Source organism: Streptomyces sp. NPDC096136 (assembly GCF_044763325.1).
Lineage (GTDB): Bacteria > Actinomycetota > Actinomycetes > Streptomycetales > Streptomycetaceae > Streptomyces.
Window position 1 is genome coordinate 88,896 of sequence record NZ_JBIWFZ010000023.1, and the last position, 23,839, is coordinate 112,734.

General features: G+C 72.1%; 24 protein-coding genes. All 24 read right to left on the minus strand.

Annotated elements, in window-relative coordinates:
* Nucleotides 1-7 precede the first annotated feature (7 nt).
* Nucleotides 8-1,150 (minus strand): XdhC family protein, encoded by a 1,143-nt coding sequence (locus ACIRBY_RS32860; RefSeq protein WP_403907583.1) that lies wholly within the window; start codon nt 1,148-1,150, stop codon nt 8-10.
* On the minus strand, nt 1,150-2,442 hold the full coding sequence (locus ACIRBY_RS32865) for an IS701 family transposase (protein ID WP_403907585.1): 1,293 nt from the start codon (nt 2,440-2,442) through the stop codon (nt 1,150-1,152). The genes ACIRBY_RS32860 and ACIRBY_RS32865 overlap by 1 nt, the downstream gene beginning before the upstream one ends.
* A 73-nt stretch (nt 2,443-2,515) precedes the next feature.
* Nucleotides 2,516-3,160 (minus strand): TMEM175 family protein, encoded by a 645-nt coding sequence (locus tag ACIRBY_RS32870; RefSeq protein ID WP_042814423.1) that lies wholly within the window; start codon nt 3,158-3,160, stop codon nt 2,516-2,518.
* Between the two features lie 82 nt (nt 3,161-3,242).
* Complete coding sequence (locus ACIRBY_RS32875) at nt 3,243-3,584, minus strand: nuclear transport factor 2 family protein (protein WP_403907587.1); 342 nt, start codon at nt 3,582-3,584, stop codon at nt 3,243-3,245.
* 83 nt (nt 3,585-3,667) lie between these two features.
* The gene (locus ACIRBY_RS32880) at nt 3,668-5,119 is read right to left on the minus strand and encodes an ATP-binding protein (RefSeq protein WP_403907589.1); all 1,452 of its coding nucleotides are present in this window, start codon (nt 5,117-5,119) and stop codon (nt 3,668-3,670) included.
* Nucleotides 5,116-6,375, minus strand: a complete 1,260-nt coding sequence (locus ACIRBY_RS32885) for an MFS transporter (RefSeq protein ID WP_403907591.1) — start codon at nt 6,373-6,375, stop codon at nt 5,116-5,118. Before ACIRBY_RS32885 ends, ACIRBY_RS32880 begins: the two co-directional genes overlap by 4 nt.
* Before the next feature lie 40 nt (nt 6,376-6,415).
* Nucleotides 6,416-7,243 carry an FAD binding domain-containing protein gene (locus tag ACIRBY_RS32890; protein WP_403907593.1) on the minus strand — a complete coding sequence of 276 codons (828 nt, stop codon included), beginning with the start codon at nt 7,241-7,243 and terminating at the stop codon, nt 6,416-6,418.
* Nucleotides 7,240-9,642 (minus strand): xanthine dehydrogenase family protein molybdopterin-binding subunit, encoded by a 2,403-nt coding sequence (locus ACIRBY_RS32895; protein WP_403907595.1) that lies wholly within the window; start codon nt 9,640-9,642, stop codon nt 7,240-7,242. The genes ACIRBY_RS32890 and ACIRBY_RS32895 overlap by 4 nt, the downstream gene beginning before the upstream one ends.
* Before the next feature lie 5 nt (nt 9,643-9,647).
* Nucleotides 9,648-10,187, minus strand: coding sequence for a (2Fe-2S)-binding protein (locus ACIRBY_RS32900; RefSeq protein ID WP_403907597.1), 540 nt, complete (start codon nt 10,185-10,187; stop codon nt 9,648-9,650).
* Nucleotides 10,178-10,786: an NADPH-dependent F420 reductase gene (locus ACIRBY_RS32905; RefSeq protein ID WP_403907599.1), complete on the minus strand. Its 609-nt coding sequence runs from the start codon at nt 10,784-10,786 to the stop codon at nt 10,178-10,180. The genes ACIRBY_RS32900 and ACIRBY_RS32905 overlap by 10 nt, the downstream gene beginning before the upstream one ends.
* Before the next feature lie 38 nt (nt 10,787-10,824).
* Nucleotides 10,825-12,309 (minus strand): aldehyde dehydrogenase family protein, encoded by a 1,485-nt coding sequence (locus ACIRBY_RS32910; protein WP_403907601.1) that lies wholly within the window; start codon nt 12,307-12,309, stop codon nt 10,825-10,827.
* A 26-nt stretch (nt 12,310-12,335) separates the two neighbouring features.
* Nucleotides 12,336-13,076 (minus strand): type 1 glutamine amidotransferase domain-containing protein, encoded by a 741-nt coding sequence (locus ACIRBY_RS32915; protein WP_403907603.1) that lies wholly within the window; start codon nt 13,074-13,076, stop codon nt 12,336-12,338.
* Between the two features lie 69 nt (nt 13,077-13,145).
* A complete protein-coding gene (locus tag ACIRBY_RS32920; RefSeq protein ID WP_403907605.1) occupies nt 13,146-13,892 on the minus strand; it encodes an AAA family ATPase in 747 nt (248 codons plus the stop codon).
* Nucleotides 13,892-15,151, minus strand: coding sequence for a PP2C family protein-serine/threonine phosphatase (locus ACIRBY_RS32925; RefSeq protein ID WP_403907607.1), 1,260 nt, complete (start codon nt 15,149-15,151; stop codon nt 13,892-13,894). Before ACIRBY_RS32925 ends, ACIRBY_RS32920 begins: the two co-directional genes overlap by 1 nt.
* Nucleotides 15,133-15,597 (minus strand): ATP-binding protein, encoded by a 465-nt coding sequence (locus tag ACIRBY_RS32930; RefSeq protein WP_403907609.1) that lies wholly within the window; start codon nt 15,595-15,597, stop codon nt 15,133-15,135. Before ACIRBY_RS32930 ends, ACIRBY_RS32925 begins: the two co-directional genes overlap by 19 nt.
* Nucleotides 15,598-15,614: 17 nt before the next feature.
* Nucleotides 15,615-15,926, minus strand: coding sequence for an STAS domain-containing protein (locus ACIRBY_RS32935; protein WP_403907611.1), 312 nt, complete (start codon nt 15,924-15,926; stop codon nt 15,615-15,617).
* 16 nt (nt 15,927-15,942) lie between these two features.
* A complete protein-coding gene (glgX, locus tag ACIRBY_RS32940; RefSeq protein ID WP_403907613.1) occupies nt 15,943-18,075 on the minus strand; it encodes a glycogen debranching protein GlgX in 2,133 nt (710 codons plus the stop codon).
* A complete protein-coding gene (locus tag ACIRBY_RS32945; RefSeq protein ID WP_366453572.1) occupies nt 18,072-18,416 on the minus strand; it encodes an STAS domain-containing protein in 345 nt (114 codons plus the stop codon). Before ACIRBY_RS32945 ends, glgX begins: the two co-directional genes overlap by 4 nt.
* A gap of 40 nt (nt 18,417-18,456) precedes the next feature.
* Complete coding sequence (locus tag ACIRBY_RS32950; RefSeq protein WP_403907615.1) at nt 18,457-20,280, minus strand: AGE family epimerase/isomerase; 1,824 nt, start codon at nt 20,278-20,280, stop codon at nt 18,457-18,459.
* A gap of 1 nt (nt 20,281) precedes the next feature.
* The gene (locus ACIRBY_RS32955) at nt 20,282-20,752 is read right to left on the minus strand and encodes a VOC family protein (RefSeq protein ID WP_403907617.1); all 471 of its coding nucleotides are present in this window, start codon (nt 20,750-20,752) and stop codon (nt 20,282-20,284) included.
* Entirely contained in the window at nt 20,752-21,363 is a 612-nt protein-coding gene (locus ACIRBY_RS32960) for a DJ-1/PfpI family protein (protein ID WP_403907619.1), read from the minus strand. The genes ACIRBY_RS32955 and ACIRBY_RS32960 overlap by 1 nt, the downstream gene beginning before the upstream one ends.
* On the minus strand, nt 21,356-22,972 hold the full coding sequence (locus tag ACIRBY_RS32965) for a GMC family oxidoreductase (protein ID WP_403907621.1): 1,617 nt from the start codon (nt 22,970-22,972) through the stop codon (nt 21,356-21,358). The genes ACIRBY_RS32960 and ACIRBY_RS32965 overlap by 8 nt, the downstream gene beginning before the upstream one ends.
* A gap of 12 nt (nt 22,973-22,984) precedes the next feature.
* Complete coding sequence (locus ACIRBY_RS32970) at nt 22,985-23,356, minus strand: nuclear transport factor 2 family protein (RefSeq protein ID WP_403907623.1); 372 nt, start codon at nt 23,354-23,356, stop codon at nt 22,985-22,987.
* A 16-nt stretch (nt 23,357-23,372) separates the two neighbouring features.
* Nucleotides 23,373-23,828 (minus strand): nuclear transport factor 2 family protein, encoded by a 456-nt coding sequence (locus tag ACIRBY_RS32975; protein ID WP_403907625.1) that lies wholly within the window; start codon nt 23,826-23,828, stop codon nt 23,373-23,375.
* Nucleotides 23,829-23,839: the final 11 nt, after the last annotated feature.

The window sequence follows — 23,839 nt, forward strand, 5'->3', positions numbered from 1 at the left end:
TCGCTTCCTACGAGGCGATGGTCCCGAAGGGGCGGTGCAGGGGGTTCCGGCCGCCGGTCAGCGGGGTGGCGGTGGCCCCGTGGCGGACGGCGGTCAGCTCGGCGGCGATGGCGACGGCCGTTTCCTCGGGGGTGCGTCCTCCCAGGTCGAGGCCTATGGGCGATCTGAGCCGGGCCAGCTCGACCTCGGTCACCCCCTCGGCCCGCAGCCGTTCGGTGCGCTCGGCGTGGGTGCGGCGCGAGCCCATGGCCCCGACGTAGGCGAGCGGGAGCCGCAGCGCCAGGGTGAGGACCGGTACGTCGAACTTGGCGTCGTGGGTCAGGACGCACACGGCCGTCCGGCCGTCCAGGCGCCCGGCGTCGCGTTCCGCGGCCAGGTGCCGGTGCGGCCAGTCGACGACCACCTCGTCGGCGCCGGGGAAGCGCTCGGGGGTCGCGAAGACGGGCCGGGCGTCGCAGACGGTGACCCGGTGCCCGAGGAAGGCCCCCATCCGGACCAGGGCGGAGGCGAAGTCGACGGCCCCGTAGACGATCATCCGGGGCGGCAGGGCGGCGGATTCCACCAGCAGGGTGAGGGGCTCGCCGCACAGCCCGCCGGCGGTGCCCAGCTCGGCGGTGCCGGTGCGCCCGGCGAGCAGCAGGGCCCGGACCCGGTCGGCGGCGGCCCGGTCGAGTGCGGCGCCGCCGCTGAGCCCGCCCTCCCAGGAGCCGTCGGCGTGGACGGCCAGGGCCCGGCCGAGCTGGCCGGGCGGTCCGGAGACCACCCGGGCCAGCGCGGCCCGGCCGCCGCCGGCGGCGGCGTCGAGCACCGAGCCGAGGACGGGCCGGACGGGGTCCCGGCCGCGCACCGGGGTGACCAGCACGTCCAGGACCCCGCCGCAGGTCAGCCCCACCGCGAAGGCGTCGTCGTCGCTGTAGCCGAAGCGGTGGACGCCGCCGCGGCCCGAGGTGATGGCGTCCAGGCAGAGCTCGTGGACGGCGGACTCCACGCAGCCCCCGGAGAGGGAGCCGAGCGCGGTGCCGCCGGCGTCCACGGCCAGGGAGGCGCCCGGCCCCCGCGGCGCGCTGCCGCTGACGGCGACCACGGTGGCCAGCGCGAACTCCCGGCGCTCGGCGCACCAGCCGCGCAGCGGTCCGGCGATGTCGAGCATCAGCGGATGTACGCGCGGCGCGCGGACTGGCCGGGGATCAGGGGGCGCGGCGGCAGGACGGCGGGGGGCCGGCCGGGGGCGCGTCCGCCCGGGTAGCGGGCGGGCGAGGCGAGGGACACCGGGTCGGGGGTCCGCCCGCCGGTGCCGAGGAGCCGGGCCGCGTGGGCGACGCTGGCGAGGGTGGCGTGGTGGTGCCAGCCGCGGAAGGAGCGGCCCTCGAAGTCGCGGATGCCGACGGGTTCGCAGGTCTCGGTGAAGTCCAGGGCGACCCGGTCGGTGAGCTTGGCGAGCAGGAAGAGCTGGGCGAGCGGCCGGTCCCCGATGTTGGTGATCCAGAACTCGGAGGGCAGCAGGGAGGCCTCGGTCCAGGCGCCCATCAGGAGCAGGGGGGCGGGCGGGGCGGGGGCGGGCCGGTCCTCGGCGGGGGTGGCGAGGATGTGGGCCGAGGTGAGCAGGGTGACCGCTCCCTCGGACCGGCCGTGCCGGGTCCATTCGACGACGCGGCGCTGGGAGCGCAGCGAGTCGATCAGCTCGCGGGCGGGCGCGGTGTACGGGCCGGGCTTGTGGCGGCCCGCACCGCCGAAGGAGACGGGCAGGGAGCCGTCGACCTTGAGGACGAAGGGGATGTCCTGGAGGGCGAAGGCCTCCAGGACCTGGGGGAGGTCGGAGTTGGAGACCTCCATGACGACCGGGCGGCGCTGGAGCTGCCAGGTCGCGGCCATCCGCTGGACGGCGTGCACGGCGTCCAGCGCGGGTGTCTGCGAGCGGGCCGTGTCCGGGATGCCGGCCCGGCGGCGGCGCAGCAGCTCGCTGGTCCAGGGGCCGGGCAGGGTGAGCGTCCATTCGACGGGGAAGCTGGCCTCGCTGGAGGCGAGCCAGATCCCCCCGGCCTGCTGGCAGTTGGCGGTGCGGCCGAGCTGGGGCACGAACTGCCGGCCGACGCCGACGGACCGGTCCCCGGCCTTCTCGATGACCATGGGCTGGACCACCCAGGCCAGCGGGCGCTGGGCGGTGCGTTCGAGGTGCTGGGCGAGGGACCGCCGTACCGGGGTCCAGTCCCACGGGGATTTGCTGATGAACTGCTGGAGGCTCTGTTCGACGGAACTGGCCCCCGTTCCGGCGATGTTGCGGATCGTTTTCTTCCCGCTGGTCCGCACCAGACCATGGAGATAAACGCGGGCCCAGTTTCGCTGGTCCCGCCGCGGTAAAGACTCGAAGAATAGCGAGATCAATTCGTCGATCAATTCGGAGATTTCCGTAGCGGAATCTTCCGGCAGCACTGCGCGAACCATCTGGAGCCTCCCCCGCGACCAGACTAGACCTTGACCCTACTTGACCGCCGAGAACGTCCGTAGGGCCCTGCGGCTACTTCCTGAGGTCGCTGCCAGATTCGAGCCGCTCTTCTTCTACCACGAGTGGGATGGGGATCTGGTTCGCGGCGTAGTAGAGGGCGATCAGGAAGTGTGCGACGAGTGTGAGAGGTGCGGAGAAGAAGGACAGAATCACCGTCAAGGGGTACGCGACGGCTCCCAGTCCGAATCGGACACGGGTGGCCCGCGCCCCCTCCTTGTCCACCGCCTCGTGGAAGAGGTGGCCGACCTTGGTCACGTACCACCAGAAGGCCAGGAAGGCGAGGGCGTACACGACGGTCCACATGCTGTACAGGATCGCCGCGACATTGGCCGAATCCCCGTCCGTCAGGTGCTCGGCGAGGATGTTGGTGGTGTAGGGAATCACCGAAACCACCATCAGCACCATGAGGTTCAGGAACAACAGGGGTCGGTCGACCCGCTTGAGATGACTGAAGATCGTGTGGTGGTTCACCCACATCACGCCGATGATGAGGAAACTCACCAGATACGCGGCATAGTGCGGCCATTGCTCCCAGAGTCCGTGCCACAGGGCCGACCCCTGCTCTTCCGGAACCTTTAACTCCAGCACCAGAATGGTGATCACGATGGCGAATACGCCGTCGCTGAACGCCTCCACCCGGTTGGTTTCCTGCTCCATGGCCTCCCCTTCACGATTCCCTCACGTGTACGGGGAGGGCGCCGCCCCGCCCTCCCCGCTCACGCTACCCACGAAAGGGCGGTCAGCTGCCGAAGCCGGCCGTCTGGCGCCAGATCCGGCCATCGCGGACGACGAGCGTCCCGAACGCGTGCTCCGGCGCGCCGTTCAGGTTCATGATCGCCCGGTAGAAGATGGTGTCCTCGGTCTCGACGTACTCCTGGAGTTCGACGAGCGCGGGCTTCAGGGTGAGATACCCGGTGAACGTCTCGCGAACGGCTTCGATGCCCGCCGAGACCCCCTCGAAACGGAGCAGGACGGCGTCCTCGGTGTAGTTCTTCATCACCGCCTCGATGTCCAGGGCGGCCAGGGCGTCCATCTGGCGGACGAAGACCGGGTGCAGCGCGGAGATGTCGTACTTGGCCATGTTCGACTTCCTTTCGGTGGGAGTGGGTGACGGCTTGCGGGGTGACGGATCACGGACGGGCCCCGGGGCGGCGGCCCGGCGGCTCAGCCCGCGAGGGGCAGGCGGACGAGCATCCGGGTCTCGCCCGGGCGGGAGCGGGCCGAGATCGACCCGTGGTGGCGCTGGGTCACGATCCGGTAGCTGAGGTGCAGCCCGAGGCCCGTGCCCTTGCCCACGTCCTTGGTGGTATAGAAGGGCTCGAAGATGCGCGGCAGGACGTCCTCGGGGATGCCCCGGCCGGTGTCGGTGATCTCCACGACCATGCAGACGCCCTCGGCGTGGCAGCGCAGGGTCAGCGTGCCCGCGCCCTCCATGGCCTCGGCCGCGTTGTCGACCAGGTTGGTCCACACCTGGTTGAGCTCGCCGGGGTAGCCGGTCAGCTCCGGCAGGTCCGGTGCGTAGGCGCGGACGATGGTGATCCCGGTGAGTTTGGAGCGCAGCACGACCAGGGTGTTCTCCAGCCCGTCGGTCACCGGGAACCGCTGCTCGGGAGCCCGGTCGAGGTTGGCGTAGTCCCGGGTGGCCGCGACCAGCTGGGAGATGCGAGGGCCGGCCGCGCGCAGCTCGGCGGCCAGCGAGCGGGCCTCCAGCAGCGCCGCCAGGTGGTCGAGGGCGGCCGGCAGGGCGCCCTCGCCGATCCCCTCCAGCCACTCCCGCAGCCGGCCGAGCTCCAGCCCGAGGTCGGAGGCCCCGGAGCCGAGCAGCGCGGGCCGGGCGGCGCCGGCCTCCTCGGCCCAGTCGGCGATCTCCTCCTCCGCGTCGGCCTGGGCCAGCGGGTCGGTGGTCTCCGGCGGCGGGAGCCGGTCCAGCTCCCCGGCCAGGCGCTCCAGTGCGCCGCGCTCCGCGTCCGTGGCGGCCGCGCCCCACCCGTACGCGGTGGCGGTGAGCCGCTCCAGCGCGGGCACCAGCTCCTGCGCGGCGCGGGCCACGGCGGCGGCCGGGTTGTTCAGCTCGTGCGCGAGCCCTGCCGCGAGGGTGCCGAGGGCCTCGACGGTGGCCCGCTTGCGGGCCTGGACCTCGGAGGACTTGATCCTCCAGGCCAGGACGGGGATCAGGACGGCGGCCACCCCGTTGCAGCGGGTCAGCATCTCGAAGAACACCGGCTTCGGGTAGGCCACGACGGTGGTCGCGGGCCCGCTGGCGGAGGCGGTGGCCACGTAGGACCCGTCCGTCAGCAGGGGCAGCTCGCCGGTGAAGCGGTGCGCGGCGGCGGGCTTCCCGTCGTGCTCCTCGGCGGCGGCGCCCTCCTCCTCGGTGGAGTGCCGGGTCAGCACCTCCTCCCGGCCGTCGACGACCTTGGTGACGACCAGCCCGCCGGAGACCAGCACGTGGAAGCAGGTGGCCTCCTCCCCGTCGCGGAAGAGGACCTCCCCGTCGGCGAGGACGCGCGGAACGGAGACCGAGACCAGCCAGTCCAGCTGGTCCTCGGTGATCGCCGCGAAGATCTCCAGCCCCTGGAGGGCGGTCCGCAGCTCCTTGGTGCTCACGGTGGTCACAGGGTGCTCCCCTCGGCCCTGGTGCGTGCCGCCAGCCGCAGGGTCGTGAACAGGGCCAGCGCGCACACCGCGGCGACGGCCGCCATGAAGCCGACCGCGGTGCGCTGCAGGCCGTGGATGTTGGTCAGGAGACCGGCGAGGACCGCCGGGACGCTCATGGCGAGGTAGGCGAAGACGTAGACGGCGGCCGTCAGCTCGCCGCGGTGCGCGGGTTCGGCGAGGGTGCTGATCGCGCGGAAGGAGCCGAGGAACGCCGCTCCCCAGCCGCTGCCGAGGACGGCGGTGGCGGCGAGGAACAGCGGCGCCGAGCCGGTGCCCAGGGCCAGCAGCACCAGGGCCAGGCCGGCGAGCAGCCCGAGCAGCCCCAGGACGGCGGTGCGCAGCGGCTCCGTGCGGCCCAGCAGGAGCTGGGCGCAGGTGGCGGAGCCCGCGAGCAGGGCCACGGTGGCCCCGCCGGCCAGGTAGTTGGTGGTGTGGAGCAGGGACAGCGCCAGGTGCGGCCCGAGCGAGAGGTAGAAGCCGCCCACGGTCCAGACGGCCACCACCGTCAGCACCAGCACGGCGAACCGGCGCCGCACGGCGGCCGGCACCCGGATCCGGTGCGGGGCCACCCGGGGCCGGCCGCCCGCCCCCGGCGCGCTCTCGCCCATCCGGACCACCCCGACCAGCGTGACCGCGAAGGCACCGACCAGCAGCAGGTAGCTCAGCACGGTCGGGGCGGGCGCGTACTGGACGAGCAGTCCCGCCCCGAGCCCGCCCAGGCCGATGCCCACGGTCGGCCCCGCGCTGTTGACCTGGGCCCCGAGGGCGGGCCGCGAGCGCGGGCTGAGCTCCAGCAGGGCCGCGCCCACGGCCCCGGTGGCCAGGCCCACGGCGAGCCCCTGGACGGCGCGGGCGGCGAGCAGCAGGCCGAGCCCCCCGGCCCCGGCGAACAGGCCCATGGAGACGATCGCCAGGACCAGTCCGGCGCCGAGGACGGGCCGGCGCCCCAGGGTGTCGGAGAGGGACCCGAACAGCAGCAGTCCGGCGAGCACGGTGACGGCGTACACGGCGAAGACCACCGTGACGACGCCGGAGGACAGGCCCCACCGCTGCTGGTAGAGCACGTAGAGGGCGGAGGGGACGGAGGAGGAGAGCATGAGCAGGACGAGGACCGCGCCCACCACCCAGAAGCCGGACGGTCTCGGCGCGGCCGCCGCGCGGCCGCCTGGGTACGGGGTGTCTCCCGTGGTCGTCGTCTCGGTCGGTTCGGTCACGCTGGTCAACTCCACTCCCCCGCCCTGCCCCGGCGGGCCGTCAGGCGCTGCTGTGGGCCGCCGCCCTGGCCAGCGCGCGGGCGGTGAGCACGCCCGCGAGGTGGCCGAGGTACTCGGCCGAGGTACCGCGCCCGGGGACGAACAGCTCCCTGGGCTCGGCGCGGAACGCCGCGAGCACCGCCCCGGTCGTGTACGGGCCCCCGCGCAGCCGGTCCTCGACCCCGCGCAGGCGCAGGGCGCGGGGGGTCGCTCCGGTGACCGCGATCCGCGGCCCGTCGGGGGTGATCCGCACGGCGGCGGCGCACAGCGGGTAGCGGGTGGCCCGGTCGGCGGTCTTCTCGAAGGCGCCCGCCCCTCCGGCGGCGGGCACCAGCAGGGCGGTCAGCACCTCCCCGGCGGGCACCCCGGAGGCGGCCAGTTCCTCGGCCGGGACCGTACGGGTCCCGCCGGGTCCGGCCAGTTCGGCCCGTGCGCCGGCGGCGATGGCGGCGACGGGCAGGTCGGTGGGGCGGCCGGTGGCGGCCAGGTTGCCGCCGGCGGTGCCGAGGTTGCGGACCTGGGGGTCGCCGTTGGCGCGGGCCGCGGCGGCCAGCTCCGGTGCCCCGGCGAGCACCAGCGGGTGCGCGGCGAGCTCGGCGAGCGTGGTCAGGGCCCCGATCCGCAGCTCGGCGCCGGCCCGTTCGATCCCCCGCAGCGCTGCGAGGTGCCGTACGTCGACCAGCAGGCGGGCCCGTTCGGCTCCGGTCCGCAGGTCGGGCAGCAGGCTCTGGCCGCCGGCCAGGACGCGGGCTCCCGGGGGGCCGGCCAGGAGGGCGAGGGCCTCGTCGAGGGAGGCCGGCCGGGCGTAGTCGAACTCGGTGAGGATCACCGGTCTCCCCCTTCCAGTACGCGCCAGACCTTCTCGGGGGTCAGCGGCATGTCGATGTGCTGTACGCCCAGGTCGGCGAGGGCGTCGACGACCGCGTTGACGACGGCGGCGGCGGGCGGCACGGTGGCGATCTCGCCGGCCCCCTTGGCGCCGAGCGGGTTGTGCGGCGAGGGGGTGACGGTCCGGTCGAGGGTGAAGAAGGGCACGTCGGCGGCGCGCGGCAGGGCGTAGCGGGTCAGGTCGGAGCTGACGAGGAGGCCGTTCTCGTCGTACTCGGCGGCCTCCATCAGGGCCTGGCCCAGGCCGTGCACGATGCTTCCCTCGATCTGGCCGTGCACGATCTTCGGGTTGCCGACGTTTCCGGCGTCGTCGACGGCGGTGTAGCCCACCACCTCGGTCTCGCCGGTGAGTTCGTCGATCTCGACGACCGCGACGTGCGTGCCGAAGGGGTAGTTGAAGTCCGGCGGGTCGAAGTGGGTGGTCTCGTCGAGGGCCGGCTCGATCTCGGGGGGCAGCCCCCAGCCGTACCACATGGCCATCGCCAGCTCGGAGAAGGTCTTGGCGTTCTCGGGGTGGCCTGCCTCGTGGACGCCGCCGTTCGCGTAGACGACCCGGTCCTCGGGGACGCCGAGGAAGACGGCCCCGGCCCGGACCAGTTTGTCCTTGATCTTGCGGGCGGTGAGGGCGACGGCGGGGGCGGCCATGCTGTAGGAGCGGGAGCCGTAGGTGCCCTGCCCGTACGGGGCCTTGAGCGTGTCCCCCTCGTACACCTGGACCTGGGCCGGGTCGATGCCGAGCTCGTCGGCCGCGACCTGCGCGAAGACGGTGCCGTGGCTCTGGCCGGTGGAGGCGGAGCCGACGGTGACGGTGACCTCGCCGGTGGGGTGGACGCGGATGTTGGCGCTCTCCCAGGTGCCGCCGAGCATGCCCTCCTTGGACATCCGGGTGGAGGGGCCGACCCCGCAGATGGCGACGTAGGTGGCGATGCCGACGCCCAGGCGCCTGCCGCGGGCGCGGGCCGCCGCCTTGCGGGCGGGCATGTCGGCGTAGCCGGCCAGCTCCAGGGCGCGCTCGAAGTTGGGCGCGTAGTTCCCGGAGTCGTAGGTCCAGCCGAGGCCGTTGTCGTACGGGAACTTCTCCTTGGGCACCAGGTTCCTGCGGCGGACCTCCGCCGGGTCCATGCCGATCTCGGCGGCGTACCGGTCGACGAGGCGCTCCATCAGGAAGGCGGCCTCGGCGCGGCCGCTGCCGCGCTGGGCCCCGAGGGAGACCGTGTTGGTGAACGCCGCGTACACCTCGCAGAAGGCGGCGTCGACCTCGTACATGCCGGTGATGGAGCGGCCCATCAGGGCGGTGGCGACTCCGGGCCCGATGGTGGAGGGGTAGGCGCCGAGGTTGGCGTAGCTGGTGCAGCGGACGGCGGTGATGCGGCCGTCGCGGGTGCCGCCCAGGGTGACGTGCTGGCGGTGGTCGCGGCCCTGGACGGTGGAGTTCATCAGCCCGGTGCGGGTGTCCACCCATTTCACGGGCCGGCCGAGGGCCTTGGAGAGCAGCAGGACCAGCGCCATGTCGGGGTAGAGGTAGCCCTTGGTGCCGAAGCTGCCGCCGACGGTCGGGGCGATCACCCTGAGCTTGTTGAAGGGGATGCCGAGGACCAGCGCGGAGAGCAGGAAGCGGTGGTTGTGCGGGCCCTGGGTGGAGGCGTAGAGGGTGTACTCGCCGGTGGCGGCGTTGTAGTCGCCGACGGCCCCGCGCGGTTCGATGGGGCTGTTGATGGTGCGCTGGTTGACGAGGTCCAGCTCCACGGTGACCTCGGCGCGGGCGAGGGCCGCGTCGGTGCGGTCCTTGTCGCCGCAGGTCCAGTACGCGTTCAGGTTGCCGGGGACGGCCTCGTGCAGCTGCGGCGCGCCCTCGGCGAGGGCCTCGTCGGCCCGGGTGACCACGGGCAGCGGCTCGTACTCCACGCCGATCGCGGCGAGGGCGGCGGCGGCCTGGCGCGGGGTCTCGGCGACGACCACGGCGATCGGGTCGCCGACGTGGCGGACGGTGTCGCCGGTGAGGACCGGTCGGGCGCCGGGCAGTCCGTAGGGGTGGGGCGGGAAGTGGCTCTCGACCCCGCCGGGTATCCAGATGCAGGGCAGCGGCATGACGTCGGTGAAGTCGGCGGCGGTGGCCACCTTCAGGACGCCCGGCAGCTGCTCGGCCGCCTTGGTCTCGATGGAGAGGATCCTCGCGTGGGCCACCGGGCTGCCCAGGATGGCCATGTGGGCGGTGCCCGGCAGGTCGATGTCCGCCACGTACACGGCCTCGCCGCGCAGCAGCTGCGGGTCCTCGCGGCTGTCCAGCGGCCGTCCGAGGACCCCGCCGCCGGTGGTGCTCTCCCCCGTCGCGGTGGTCATCGCGCTCACCGCCCCTCGGCCGCGGGCACGGCGGAGTCGGCTGCGGCGGCGCTCTCCGCGGGCGCGGCGCAGGCGCGCTGCACGCCGCGGACCACGCTGTGGTAGCCGGTGCAGCGGCACAGGTTGCCGGTGAGCCACTCGCGGATCTCGGGCTCGGTGGGCGCCGCTCCGGGGGCGGTGTTCTCGACGAGCTCGCCGAGGGCCATGACCATGCCGGGGGTGCAGAACCCGCACTGGGTGCCGTGCTCCTGGCGCAGGGCCTCCTGGAGGCCGGTCAGCTCCCCGCCCCGGGCGGACACCCCCTCGATGGTGGTGACCTCGGAGCCGGCGGCGGAGGCGGTGAGCACCAGGCAGCTCTTGACGGACCTGCCGTCGAGGCGGACCACGCAGGTGCCGCACTGGCCGGTGTCGCAGCCGACCTTGGTGCCGGTCAGCCCGAGTCCGTCGCGGAGCCGTTCCACGAGGAGTTCGCTCGGCCGCGCCGCGAACTCCTCGGGTCTTCCGTTCACGTGGAGGGTCAGCGTGGGGGCGGGTGTCAGATCCATGCGAGCGCCTGCGCTTCCGTGAGCGACCGGTTGAAGAGGGGGCCGCCGGGCTGCTGGAGAATTCCTCCGGAATGCAGCGGTCCGGTGTCGACGGCGGCGAATCCGAGATCGGTGAGGATTCCCGCGACGATTTCCTTCGCCTTCGGCTCGTCGCCCGCCGTGTAATGCGCGAGGCGCTCACCTCCGGCTTTTCCGGCGACGGCGAGGGTTTCGTAATGCATGGTGTTCAGGGACTTCACGACCCGGGCGCCGGGGTACCACTCGGCGACCAGTTCGCTGGACGCGCGCCCGCCCAGGTCGGCGGGGGTGCCGGGGCCGGCGAAGGCGTTGGTGGCGTCCACCAGCACCTTGTCCTGCACGACGTGCGGTGGCAGCAGCCCGCGCACCCTCGCGTAGGGCACCATCAGCACCACGAGGTCGGCCCGGCCGGCCGCTGCGACGGGGTCCGCCGCAGCCGCGGCGGGCCCCAGTTCGGCGAGCAGGGGGGCGAGCGACCGTGGCCCGGTGGCATTGGCCAGGACCACGTCGTGGCCTGCCGCCACGAGGATCCTCGCGAGGGTCGAACCGATCCGCCCGGTGCCGATGACGCCTGTCCGCATCGATGCTCCTCGATCGCTCGGTCCGGCGGTGCCGGACGTCAGTCCATGCCGATCCAGACCGACTTGGTCTGGGTGTAGCTCTCCAGGGACTCGGGGCCGCACTCGCGGCCGTAGCCGGAGGCCTTGTAGCCGCCGTAGGGGACGGAGGGGTCGTACTGGTTGTAGCAGTTGACCCAGACCGTGCCGGCCTTGATCTGGGAGGCGACCCGGTGGGCCCGCCGCAGGTCCTTGGTGTGGACCCCGGCGGCGAGGCCGTACGCGCTGTCGTTGGCGATGCGCACGGCGTCCTCCTCCGTGTCGAAGGGGATGACCGACAGGACGGGGCCGAAGATCTCCTCCTGGGCGATCCGCATCCCGTTGTCCACGCCGGTGAAGACGGTGGGCAGGAAGTAGAGGCCCTGGCTGGAGGCCCCCTCGGGGGTCCAGCCGGTGCCGCCGGTGCGCAGCACCGCGCCTTCCTTCTCGCCCACCTCGATGTACGAGCTGACCTTGTCGAACTGGGCGCGGTGGGCCAGCGGGCCGAAGAGGGTCTCCGGGTCGCGCGGGTCGCCTGGCCTGAGGGCGGCGGCCCGGCGGACCAGGCGTTCGACCAGCTCGTCGTGGACGGGGCGCTGGAGCAGCAGCCGGGAGCCGGCCGTGCAGATCTCGCCCTTGTTGTAGTAGATGCCGAAGAAGGCGAGTTCCTCGGCGGCGTCGAGGTCGGCGTCGGCGAAGACGATGTTGGCGGACTTGCCGCCGAGTTCCATCGTGACCTTCTTGAGGGTGCCGGCCGACTTGCGGATGATCGACTGTCCGACGGCGGTGGAGCCGGTGAAGGCGATCTTGTCGATGCCGGGGTGGCCGGTGAGGGTCTCCCCCAGCTCCACCCCGGGTCCGGTGACGACGTTCAGCACCCCGTCTGGGATCTCCGCCTCCTGGAACAGCTCGGCGATCTTCAGGGCGGTGAGCGGGGTGGCCGGTGAGGGCTTGTGGACGACCGTGTTCCCGGCCGCGAGGGCCGGGGCGATCTTGGTCATCGACAGCAGCAGCGGGAAGTTGAACGGGGTGATGGCGCAGACCACGCCCAGCGGCTCGCGCAGGGTGTAGGCGAGCTGACCGCCGGCGGGAGCCCTGGAGGAGCCGTCGACCCGGGTGACCGCGCCCGCGTAGTAGTGCATGAGCTGGGCGGCCATGGGGGCGTCGACGGTGCTGGAGAAGGCGAACGGCTTGCCCATGTCCACCGTCTCCAGCAGGGCGATCTCCTCCAGGTCCCGTTCGATCAGCTCACCGACGCGGTTCAGCCGCAGCGCGCGCTCCTGGGCCGACAGCCTGCTCCACGGACCCTCCTCGTACGCCGTGCGGGCGGCCGCGACGGCGGCGTCCGCGTCGGTCGCGGCGGCCTGGGCCACCGGTACGATCTCCTGCCCGTCGATCGGGCTGATGTCCGGTTCCGTACGGCCGTCCCGGGCCGGGACCCACTGGCCGCCGATGAACAGCTTCCCGGGATGGGCCAGGGGGTGGCCGCTGAGCTCGCGCTTGGTCATGGCTGCACCTTCCGGTGTCGCGGGGGCTAGGCCTCTTCGAGCCGGCGCAGGAACGTCTCGGCAAGGGCCCTGGAGGAGTAGGGGTTCTGTCCGGTGGTGAGGTTGCGGTCGACGACGACGTGCGAGTCCCAGATCGCGTCCGCCTTCTCGTAGCGGGCGCCGAGCCGGGTCAGCTCGGCCTCCAGGATCAGCGGGAGGCGGCCGGCCATGTTGGTGACCAGCTCCTCGTCGTGCGAGAACGCCGTCATCCGGTAGCCCTCGAACGGCCAGCGGCCCTCTCCGTCGCGCAGGGAGAGCAGGGCGGTGTGGCCGTGGCAGACGGTGGCGAGGGGCTTGTCCTGCGCGAGGGCCCAGCGCAGCACCTGCGCCAGCTCGTCGGACTTGGGCAGGTCGCCGATGGCCCCGTGGCCGCCGCTGATGTAGAGGGCGTCGTACCCGGCGACGTCCTTCTCCCCGAGGGACTCGATCGCGAGCGGGCTGCGGAGCTGGGGGGCCTGCTCGATCACGCGCACGTACTCGGCCGCGTTGGCCGCGTCCTCGTCGGGCGAGCCCGCCGGGCGGACGTACTGCAGGAACTGGGGGTCGATGCTGGTCCGGTCGACCGTGGGGGCGGCGCCCCCGATCGTCGCCACGTCGACGGTGTGACCGGCGTCCCGGAAGAGGGTGTAGGGAACCACGAATTCCTCGGCCCAGAAGCCCGAGGGGTGCTGCTCCCCGTCCAGGAGATGGAGGGTGGCCTTTGCCGTCAAGACGACGAGAATCCTCATGATTCTCTCCTTGTTCTGGATTCGCTGCCGATTCAACACGCCCCTCTACAGGGGCGTAAGGGGGTGGCGTCAGGCACGCGATACTTCGTCACGTGCGTCCAACGCCGTGAGGATCGTGCGGAATTCACCGACCAGGGGGTGGTCGGGGAAGGCTTCGGCGAATATGCGTTCGCCGTAGAGGGCCGCCATTTCCGGTACGTACGGGAGGATTCCGGCCAGGGGGGTGCCGTATACCTCCTCGGCGCGCCGGCGGACGGCGTCGTGGTCGACGCCCTCGGGCGCCATGCTGAGGACCAGGGCGCGCCGGCAGGCCAGCCGCCCGGCGAGGGCGATGGTCTCCTCGACCCCGGAGAGGTCGATCCGGTCCGCCCTCGTCATGATGAGGACGATGTCGGCACTGCCCATGGCGGTCACCGACTCGTTGTTGAGTCCGGCGTGCGTGTCGAGCAGCAGGACGTCCAGCGCGTGGCTGCGCGCCAGCCGCTCGAAGCCCTCCGGGAGCAGTCCGACGTCGTACCCGGTGGCCATCAGCTCCCGCAGGGCCGCCGTCCCGGTCCGGGCCGGTACGACCAACAGTCCGGGCACCGCCGTCCGCCGGGCCGCGGCCTCGATCTCGCAGCGGCCGAGCAGGTAGTCGGCCAGCGAGCCGGCTCCGGGCGCCACCCCGAACAGCAGGTCCAGGGTGGGCGACTGGAGGTCCGTGTCGACCACCCCGACCCGCCGTCCGGCGGCCGCCAGCAGCAGTGCCAGGTTGGCCAGCACCGAGGACTTCCCGGTGCCGCCGCGGTGCGAGTGCACCACGATGGTCCGGGTCATCACGCCACCACCCGGTAGCCCGTGCCGTCCGCATGCGGCCCCCGCGCCGCACGTGGCCGGTGCAGGGCCAGCATGGTGACGTCGTCGTGCTGTTCGGCGACGCCGGTGTGATCGCGCACCGCCCGGTCCATCAGGTCGACCACGTCCCGGCCGCTCGCCGGGGGGCCGGCGAGCAGTTCGAGCATCCTCTCGTCACCGAGGAAGTAGCCTTCGGGGCAGCGCGCCTCGGGTACTCCGTCGGTGAACACGAAAAGGGTGTCGCCCGGGTCCAGCTGGGCGTAGCCGAGGGTGTAGACGCAGTCGGGCAGGACCCCGACCGCGGGCCCCGTGACCTCCAGCGCCCGGGTGCCGGAGCCGTCGCCGGAGAGCAGCAGCGGCGGGTTGTGGCCGCCGTTGATGTAGACGAGGCTGCCGGTGTGGGGGTCCAGGACGCCGAAGAAGAGGGTGGCGAAGTAGCCCTGTCTGAGGTGGTTGCGGGTGAGGTAGCCGTTGGTGGCGGTGACCGCGTTGAGCAGCGGGGTGGCGCCGACCACCGGGGTGCGCCGGCTGCCGCCCGTGCGGCCGGCGGCCATCAGGTGCTGGAGGCCGCTGTTCTCCGCGGTGTGCCGGAGCAGGGAGCGGATGAGGGCCATGAAGAGGGCGGCGCCCACTCCCTTGTCGCAGACGTCGGCGACCACGAGGGCCAGTCTGCGGCCCCGGGAGATCTCGAAGACGTCGTAGAAGTCCCCGGCGACCTGCCGGGCCGGCCGGAAGCGCACGTCGATCTCCCAGCCGGCGGGAACGGGCAGCGATTCGGGCAGGAAGCCGGCCTGGATCTCGCGGCCGATCTCCAGTTCCTTCTCGTAGCCCATGAGTTCGGCCCGCGCGTCGGCCTCCTGCACGGTGCGGCCGAGTCCGGCGCGCTCCGTGCAACTGCGCAGCCGGGCCGCGACCAGGGCCGGCAGGAAGGGCGGGACGAGGTAGTCGTGGCCGAGGCGGACGTGCCGCTCCAGGGCGGCGAAGTCCGCCACGGTCCAGGCCACCACGATCGGCGCCCCGGCCCAGCGGCGCAGCCGCCGGACGACCGTGCGCACGGTGTCCCCGTCGGCTTCGGCGGGGACGAGCAGCACGTCCGCGCAGGGCAGCGCGTCCGGGCGGTCGCGCAGCAGGTGCGCGAGGGAGGGGGTGACGAGTTCCGCGTCCATCAGCCGGAGCGCTTCGAGCAGTTCGGCCGGCGGCAGCGGGTGCACGTCCAGGATGATCACGGTCGTGGAGGGCATGCGTCCGTCCCCTCAGCCTTGACGGTCAGCGTGCTGATGTTGCGACCGTCCCTGTGGGCATAGGTGTACGAATCCACGCTGGTCAGGGCCAGGTGGATGCCGAGGCCGCCGACCCGCCGCCGTTCCGGGGGGATCCCGGGGGCTGGGGGCAGGCGGCCTGCGACGGGGTCGAACGCGGGGGCGGTGTCCTCGATGGTGATCCGCACCCCGTCGGGGCCGGAACGGCCCAGGACGGTGATCCGCCCCGCGCCGCCCCGGTACCCGTGCATCACGATGTTGGTGGCCAGTTCGTCCACGGCCAGCCTGATCCGGTAGGTCGCCCCCGTGCCGAGCCGGGCCCGGCCGGCGAGCCGAAGGACGAACGCGGCGATCTCGCCCAGTGCCCCGACGGTCGCGGGCACCTCCAATACGGCGGGCTTCCTCGCCAGTTCGACCACGTCACTCACCGGCCCGGGCCGCGTGCTCAGTCATCGGAGAGCACGATGCTGCGGTCGAGTCCGGCCGTGCGGATGGTCCGCGAGACGGGCTCGATGGCGCCGACCACCTTGATGGTGACGTGGTCGGCGACCTTCTGCTGGGCGAAGACCAGGGAGCGCAGCCCGGCGCTGGCCATGTAGCCGACGCCCGCCATCCGGATCTCGACGGTGCTGGTGCCGTGGCCGGCGGCCTTCTCGATGGTCTGGTGGAGCTCCGGCGCGGTCTTGGCGTCCAGCTCGCCCGTCAGTTCGATCACGGTGGTGTCGCCCTCGATGCTCAAGGACACGGAAAGCGGCATGTCAGGTCTCCTTCGGTCACTCGGGGTCGTTGGCGCGGCCGACCAGGATCACGACCGAGCGCGGGCCGATCAGGTACTTGCCGGCGTTGTCGAGCTCCTGCTCCGTGCCCGGGGTGCGGATGTCGTACGGGGCCTCGGCGCCGGTGTCGGCGAACAGGTGCCAGCTGCGCCCGTGGGGCAGGGCGGGCAGTTCCAGGTCGTGCGCCTCCCAGTGGGAGTTCATGGCGACGTACACCACGTCCTCGTCGGCGGTCCCGCAGCGGGCCACCGCGATCAGGCGGCTCTCGGACGACCAGTCGGGCTGCCAGGCCCGCTCCCCGTGCCAGCTGATGTCCGGCAGCCCGAGGCTGTCGCGGAGCCGGCCGGTGGGGTGGGTGGTGGAGCGCAGCTCGCGGTGGCGGCCCCGGAAGGCGATCATCTCGCGGGTGAACCGCAGCAGTTCGGCGTTCTCGTCGACCTGGTCCCAGTCGAACCAGGACAGCTCGTTGTCCTGGCAGTAGGTGTTGTTGTTGCCCTGCTGGGTGCGGGCGACCTCGTCCCCGGACAGCAGCATCGGGATGCCCTGGCTGGTGAGCAGGATGGCCAGGGCGTTCTTCATCTGGCGCAGCCGCAGGGCGTTGACCCCGGGATCGTCCGTGGGCCCCTCGGCCCCGCAGTTCCAGCTGTTGTTGTCGTTGGCCCCGTCGTTGTTGCCCTCGCCGTTGGCCTCGTTGTGCTTGTCGTTGTACGCGACCAGGTCGGCCAGGGTGAAGCCGTCGTGGGCCGTCAGGAAGTTGACGGAGGCGGAGGTCCCGCGGCTGGAGTACAGGTCCGGCGAGCCGGCGATCCGGGTGGCCAGCTCCCCCGTGACCCCGGGGTCGCCCTTGAGGAAGCGGCGCACGGTGTCGCGGTACTTGCCGTTCCACTCGGCCCAGCGGCCGTAGGCCGGGAAGTTGCCGACCTCGTAGAGGCCGCCCGCGTCCCAGGCCTCGGCGATGAGCTTGGTGTGGCGCAGGACGGGGTCGAAGGCGAGCATCTCCAGCAGCGGCGGGTTGGGCAGCGGGGTGCCGTCCAGGTCCCGGCCGAGGATGGCCGCGAGGTCGAAGCGGAAGCCGTCGACGTGGTAGTCGGCGACCCAGTGGCGCAGGCAGTCGAGGACGTAGTTGCGCACCACCGGGTGGTTGCAGTTGACCGTGTTGCCGGTGCCGCTGAAGTTGAAGTAGTAGCCCTCGGGCGTGAGCATGTAGTAGGTGGCGTTGTCCAGGCCCTTGAAGGAGATGGTCGGGCCCTGCTCGTTGCCCTCGGCGGTGTGGTTGAAGACGACGTCGAGGATGACCTCGATGCCGGCCGCGTGCAGGTCCTTGATCAGGGTGCGGAACTCGTCGCCCTGCATCCCGTAGCGTCCGGTGGCCGCGTAGCCGGCCTTCGGCGCGAAGAAGGAGACGGTGTTGTAGCCCCAGTAGTCGTAGAGCTTCTCGCCGGTCTCCGGGTTGCTGCGCGGGTTGTCGCTCTCGTCGAACTCGAAGACGGGCAGCAGCTCGATGCAGTTGACCCCGAGCTCCTTCAGGTACGGGATCTTCTCCCGCAGCCCCGCGAAGGTGCCGGGGGCGGTGACCTGCGAGGAGGGGTGCCGGGTGAAGCCGCGTACGTGGGCCTCGTACACGACGAGGTCCTCGGCGGGGATCCCCAGCGGGGTGTCGTCGCCCCAGTCGAAGTCCTGGAGGCAGACCCGCGAGCGGTACTGGTAGCCGCGGCTGCGGTCCGGCTCCACGCCCCACACGTCGCGGCCGGCGATCAGCCGGGCGTAGGGGTCGGAGAGGACCTGCCGGGCGTCGAAGCGGTGGCCGGTGGCCGGGTCGTAGGGGCCGTCGGCCCGGTACCCGTACTCGATGTTCTCGTGGTCGAGGCCGAAGACCGTCATGGAGAAGACGCTGCCGGTGCGGAACTCCTCGGGGAATTCCAGCTCGGCCATCGGCTCGGGCTCTCCGCGCTTGTAGATGACCAGCGTCATGGAGGTGGCCTGGTCGGAGAAGACGGAGAAGCTGACCCCGCCGGGGACCACGTTGGCCCCGAAGGGGAACGGCTTGCCCGCGCGGACGCGGTACCCGCCCACTTCGTGGGTCGGGTACGCGTCCACGCGCAGCACTCGTTCGGAGCGGGCCTCGCTCATCGCACGGCCTTGGCCCGGCCGGCGGCGGCCGCGGCCTCGCCGGTCTCGAAGAAGTCGAGGAAGCCGGTGGCCGACATGACGAACCGGACCTCCTCGCTCACCCCGTACAGGGTGACGGCGACGCCGGCGTGCTGGGCCTCGCGGTAGACGACCAGCAGGGTGCGCAGGCCGGCGCTGGAGACGTAGGTGACGGCGGTCAGGTCGATGCGCAGCGGCCGGCCCTCGCGGACGAGCGGCAGCAGGGTCTCCAGCAGGGTGCCGGAGGTCTCGCTGTTGATCTCGCCGGTGGCGACGAGCACGGTGCCCGTCTTGTTGCGGCGTTCCTTCACGTTCAGACTCATGTCGTGCTTCCCCTCTGGTTGGGGCGCCCCCCGTTGGGCACTACTTCTGGGCCACCGGCCGGAGCCGGACCTTGACCTTGACCCGCCCCTGGACGTCGGGGAGGTGGACGGTCAGCTCGTCCGCGTCGAACTCCTCGTACGGCTTCTCGTCGATCTCCACGGACGCGATCCGCACCGAGCCCGCGGGCAGCAGGTCGGGCGAGACGCGCAGCGTCCGGCCGGGCAGGTCGGTCGGGTCGGGCTGGAAGTGGAAGTCCATCTCCCGGCCGTTGATGAGCAGGTTGTTGTAGACGGCGGCGAGGTAGCAGAGCTCCGCCGAGTGGTACATGGACATCGAGTGGCTGCCCTTGAGCCGCTCGGTGCCGAGCAGGTACGGCGTGCCGCTGGCGAGCACGTTGAAGTACACGGCTCCCTCGTCGTGGTCGAGGAAGAAGGTGTTGTAGAAGGCCTGCGCCTGGCGCGCCTCGCGCAGGGTCGCGTCGCCGCCGACGGTGCCGTGGAGGATGAGGTAGGCGAGGATCGCCTGCTCCTGCTGCCACCAGGCCTTGCGGTCGTGCCAGGCGAAACGATACGTCTCCTGGTCCCCCTCCTTCACCCGCTCCACGACGTCGTACCAGCCGCCGCGCTGGAGGTCGCTGCCGACGGCGGGCATGATCCCGCCGATCTTCCGGGCGAGCTCCTCGTAGGCGGGCTTGGCCTTCAGCGAGTTCATCCGCATCAGGTTCCAGGCGATCTTCAGGTTGTGCCCGACGACCGCGCGGTTCTGCTGCCAGCTGTGCGCGGTGTCGTGCGACCAGTCCCGGAAGAAGCGCTCCTGGACGAACGGGCTGTTCTTGTAGTCCGGGAACTTGTCCGCGATGGTGTCGAAGGTGTACTCCAGGAAGTCGGCGTACTTCTGGTCGCCGGTCGCCAGGTACAGGTTGATCAGGTACGCGGGCGCGTGGTCGCCGACCGAGTTCCAGTTCTTGCGCTCGGCGTTCTCGCCGAGGGACTCGTGGTCGGGGCTGAAGAGGATCGGGTCGACGTGCGAGTAGTAGCCGCCCTGTTCGCGGTCGAGGAAGAACTTGTCGAACAGCCGGATGGTGGCGTCGGCGTCGTTCTTGATCCGGACGTCTCCGGTGACCCGGTAGGTCTGGATGGGGCCGGCCAGGGCGTAGATCTGCTCGTACATCGGGATGGCGTCGTAGTCGTCGGAGAACTCCGAGGTGAACAGCTTGCGCTCGCTGTCCGCGTCGACGCTGATGCCGTGGTACCAGTAGACGACGTCTTCCTCGGTGTCCACGACCCGCATGTGCTTGCGCAGGTACTCGGTGCCGCGCTCGGCGACCTCCAGGTACTCGTCCTTGCCGGTCAGCAGGTAGGCCGAGGCCATGCCGTAGACCAGGCGGGAGATGGTGTCGGTCTCCTGGACGTGGCTGGCGGTCTTGTCGCCGCCGAGGCGGATCTCGGTGCGGTACTGGGTGAAGTCCACCGGCCCGTCGCCGAACTGCGCCCGCTTGTAGAAGTCGGCGAGGGACTCGATCTGCTTCACCCACCAGCCGGCCTCCTCGAAGCGGTAGTCCTCGGCGCTGCGGCCCAGGAACACCAGCCTCTTGGCGTCGAAGCGCCCGCCCTGCTCGGGGTAGTGGACCCCGTAGGCGAAGAGCAGCCGGCCCGGGGAGAGCATCTCGTCGATGTGCCCCGAGGCGTCGATGTACGGCTCGTCGAGGTTGCGCACCAGCTCGGCGCTGGGGCCCGAGGCGAGCGAGACGTCGAACTCCCGGTCGTCGGCGGTCCTCAGCCGCAGCAGCCGTGCGGCGGAGTCGAAGCGGACGACGTAGCCCGCGATCGTGTCGGAGAAGGAGAAGCCGGGCGAGCCCGCCATGTCATGCACCGTCCTTGTCGTGTGAGCGGTCGTCCTCGAATCCCTGGCTGACCTCGACGATCACCCCGTCGGGATCGCGGACCCAGACGGTCCGCCAGCCGCAGAGGAAGTCGTCGAAGGCCAGCGGCCCCAGGGTCACATCGGCGGCGTCGCCCAGTTCCGCGAGGAAGGCGTCGACGCTGTCGGTCTGGAAGGCCAGGTGGCGTATCAGGCCCGGGGCCGGCGGCCCGTCTCCCCCGGCTACCGCTGGGGGGACCCCCGGGGCCGGGCCGGCCGGCCCGGCGGCGGCCTCGAAGAGCTCCAGGTACGCGTCCCCCTTGCGCAGGAACACGATCCGGGTCTCCCCGAGGTCGACCACCCGGGCCCGGGTGAAGCCGAAGTGGCGGGTGTAGAACTCCTCGGTGCTCTTCTGGTCGGCGCAGTTGAGGCCCACGTGCGACCAGACCATCGGGCGCTCGCCGGCGCCGGGCATCAGGTGCTCCCCCGGCCCCGGCGCGCCGCGAGGAGCTCGATGATCCGGCGGGCGAACAGGTGGTGGTGGGCGCCGGTGCGGCCGGTGACCAGGTCCCCGTCGACCACCACGTCCTCGTCGACATACTCGGCGCCCATGTTGCGGACGTCGCCGACGAGGTTGTTGTGGCAGACGACCTTGCGGCCGCGCACCTTGTCGGGGATGGAGGAGGCCAGCCACATGCCGTGGCAGATGATCCCCTTGAGGACGGTCGGCTCCTCGAAGGCCCGGCGCAGGAACTCGGTCGCGGGCGCCAGCACGTCCACGTCCTCGGTGTAGCGCAGCCGGTCGGCCACCATGCCCGAGGGCACGATGACGGCCGCGTAGCCGCGCAGCTCCTCGTCGTCCAGTCCCTCCAGGGAGCGGTCGGCGGTGAACGGCGCCCGGTACTCGTGCCCGGTGAAGGTGATGGAGTCGTTGCCCCACAGCCGGGTCAGGAAGTGGACCTCGGCGCCCTCCTCCGCGAACCGGCGCTGGTAGTAGGAGATCTCCGGCTCGTAGAAGTCGCTCTCGACCAGGACGGCGATGCGCGTCCCGCTCAGCGCGCCTTCGCGCAGTACGGCGTCAGGCACGTCGGGCCCCCCTGTTCCGGCCGGTGAGGAAGTCCGCCGCGCGCTCGGCGATCATCGCGATGGCGGTGTGGCAGTTGCCCGACGGGACGGCCGGCATCACGCTGGCGTCGGCGACGCGCAGGTTCCGTACGCCGTGCACCCGCAGCTCGGGGTCGACGACGGCGAGGTCGTCGACGCCCATGCGGCAGGAGCCCGCCTGGTGGTGGTAGCTCTCGGCCTTCTGCCGGACGAAGGTCCGCAGGTCCTCGTCGCCGACGGCGCCGGGCCCCGGCTGGAGCTCCTGCTTGTACCAGGGCGAGAAGGCGGAGGTGGCGAAGATCTCCCGGGCCAGCTTGACGCCCTGCACCATCCGCTCCAGGTCCCAGCGGTCGCCCAGGTAGTTCGGGTGGATCAGCGGGTGGGCGAGCGGGTCGGCGCTCGCGAGCCGGATCCAGCCGCGCGAGACCGGGCGGACGACCCCGGGCAGGATGGAGACCGTGTTCGGGTGGTCCTGGCCGACGATCACGTCGAACGGGACGTGGACGAAGGCGATCTGGAGGTCCGGGGCGGGCAGCCCGGGCCGGGAGGACAGGAACAGCGCGCTCTCCGACAGGTTCTGCGCCGGAGCCGGGAGCTCCTGGGTGACCTCGGCCATCAGCCCGGTCAGGACGTGGTTGTGGAAGTTCTCGCCGACCCCGGGCAGGGCCGCGGTGACGCCGATCCCGTGCTCGCGCAGCCGCTCGGGGTGGCCGATGCCGGAGAGCAGCAGCAGCTTCGGGGACTCGATCGCCCCGGCCGCCACGATCACCTCCCGGCGGGCCCGTACGGTGTGCAGCCCCGGGGCGGCGGCAGTGCTGTGGCCGTCCCGGACCGTGCGGCCCGGGATCTCGGCCGGGGGCCGGCTCTGGACGTACTCGACGCCCGTGCAGGTGTCCCCGTCGATGAGCAGCCGGGTGGTCTGGGCGCTGGTGCGCAGGGTCAGGTTGGGGCGGGCGAGGGCCGGCTCCAGGTAGGCGGCCAGGGTGCCCTGGCGGCGGCCGTCGGCCACGTCGATGTGGTGCCAGCCGGTGCCGAAGAGGCCGCCGCGCGGGCCGTCGGTGTTGAAATCGGCGATCTCCCGGTGGCCGAGTTCGACGGCGGCGTCGATGAAGGCGCGGGAGACCGGGTTGGGTGCGTGGCGCCCGGCGTTGGTGACGCGCTGGGGGCCGCCGGTGCCCGTGGTGGGGGCGGTGACGTCCTCCTGGTCCTCCAGGAGGGCGAAGTACGGCAGCACGTCCTCGTACGCCCAGCCGGCCGCACCCCGGTAGGCCCAGTTGTCGAAGTCCGAGGCGTGGCCCCGGATGTGCATCATGATGTAGAGGTTGCTGCTGCCGCCGGGGGCCTTGCCGCGCGGCTCGTAGGTGCGGCGCCCGCCCAGGCCCGGCTGCGGGACGCTGGTGTAGCCCCAGTCGACGGGTCCGCCGAGCAGCTTGTACCAGGAGGACGGGTCGTCCACCTCGGGCGGGATGCGGTGGCCGCCCGCCTCCAGGACCAGGACGGAGACGTCCGGGTCGGCGGAGAGGCGGTCGGCGAGGACGCTGCCGGCGGTGCCGGAGCCGACGATCACGTAGTCGTACTGCTCTGTGGCCACGGTCCGGTCCCCTCAGTCCTGGCTCAGCACCTGGAAGGGGACGGTGTCGTGGTAGTTCGCCATGTAGACGATCCGGCCGTCCACGATCCGGAAGAAGTTCATGACCTCGGCCTCGATGGCCCGGCCGGAGGGGCTGACGGCGGTGATGTGGGAGACGGCGGCGGCCTTCTCCCCGTCGACCAGGAAGTGCACCGGCTCGTTGCGGAAGACCCGGTACATGCTCCCCATGCCCTTCATCATCGAGCGCAGGGTCTCCAGGCCCTCGATGTGTCCGGCGAGCTGCTCGTCCATGACCTGGTCCTCGGCGAACAGGTCGCACCAGCGGTCCCAGTCACCGGCGTTGGCGTACTCGTAGTACTTGGTCAGGATCTCTCGGGCGTCCATCGCGTCTCTCATCCCCCTATCGGTCCCTGCGGGTGCCGTCCGGCGCGAAGGGCGCCCAGAACTGGCTGAAGGCACTGGCCGTGTCGCCGAAGAGCCCGTCGCGGCCCTCGACGATCCGCCCGTCCCGCCACCGCATGAAGTGGAAGACCGGGTAGTCCATGTGCTCGTACGGGGAGCCTCCCGCCGGGTCCGCGCCGTCCCGCCGGGCGGTGTTGCGGCAGACGTCGGCGCTGCAGTCCTCCCCCGTGAGGACGGCCTCCAGCTCCATGCGGAAGGTGCCGCCGGTGAGCTTGTGGGTCTGGCCCATCAGCTCCAGGAAGGCGTCCAGGCTCTCGTACCAGCCGGCCAGCGGGTGGTTGCCGGGCACCAGCCAGCGCAGGTCCTCGGAGTAGTACTCCAGGATGCGCGCCCGGTCTCCGGAGCCGAGGGCGCGGTAGGCGGCCTCGACCCGCTCGCGGGTGACTTCGGTCATCGCCGCGGCCC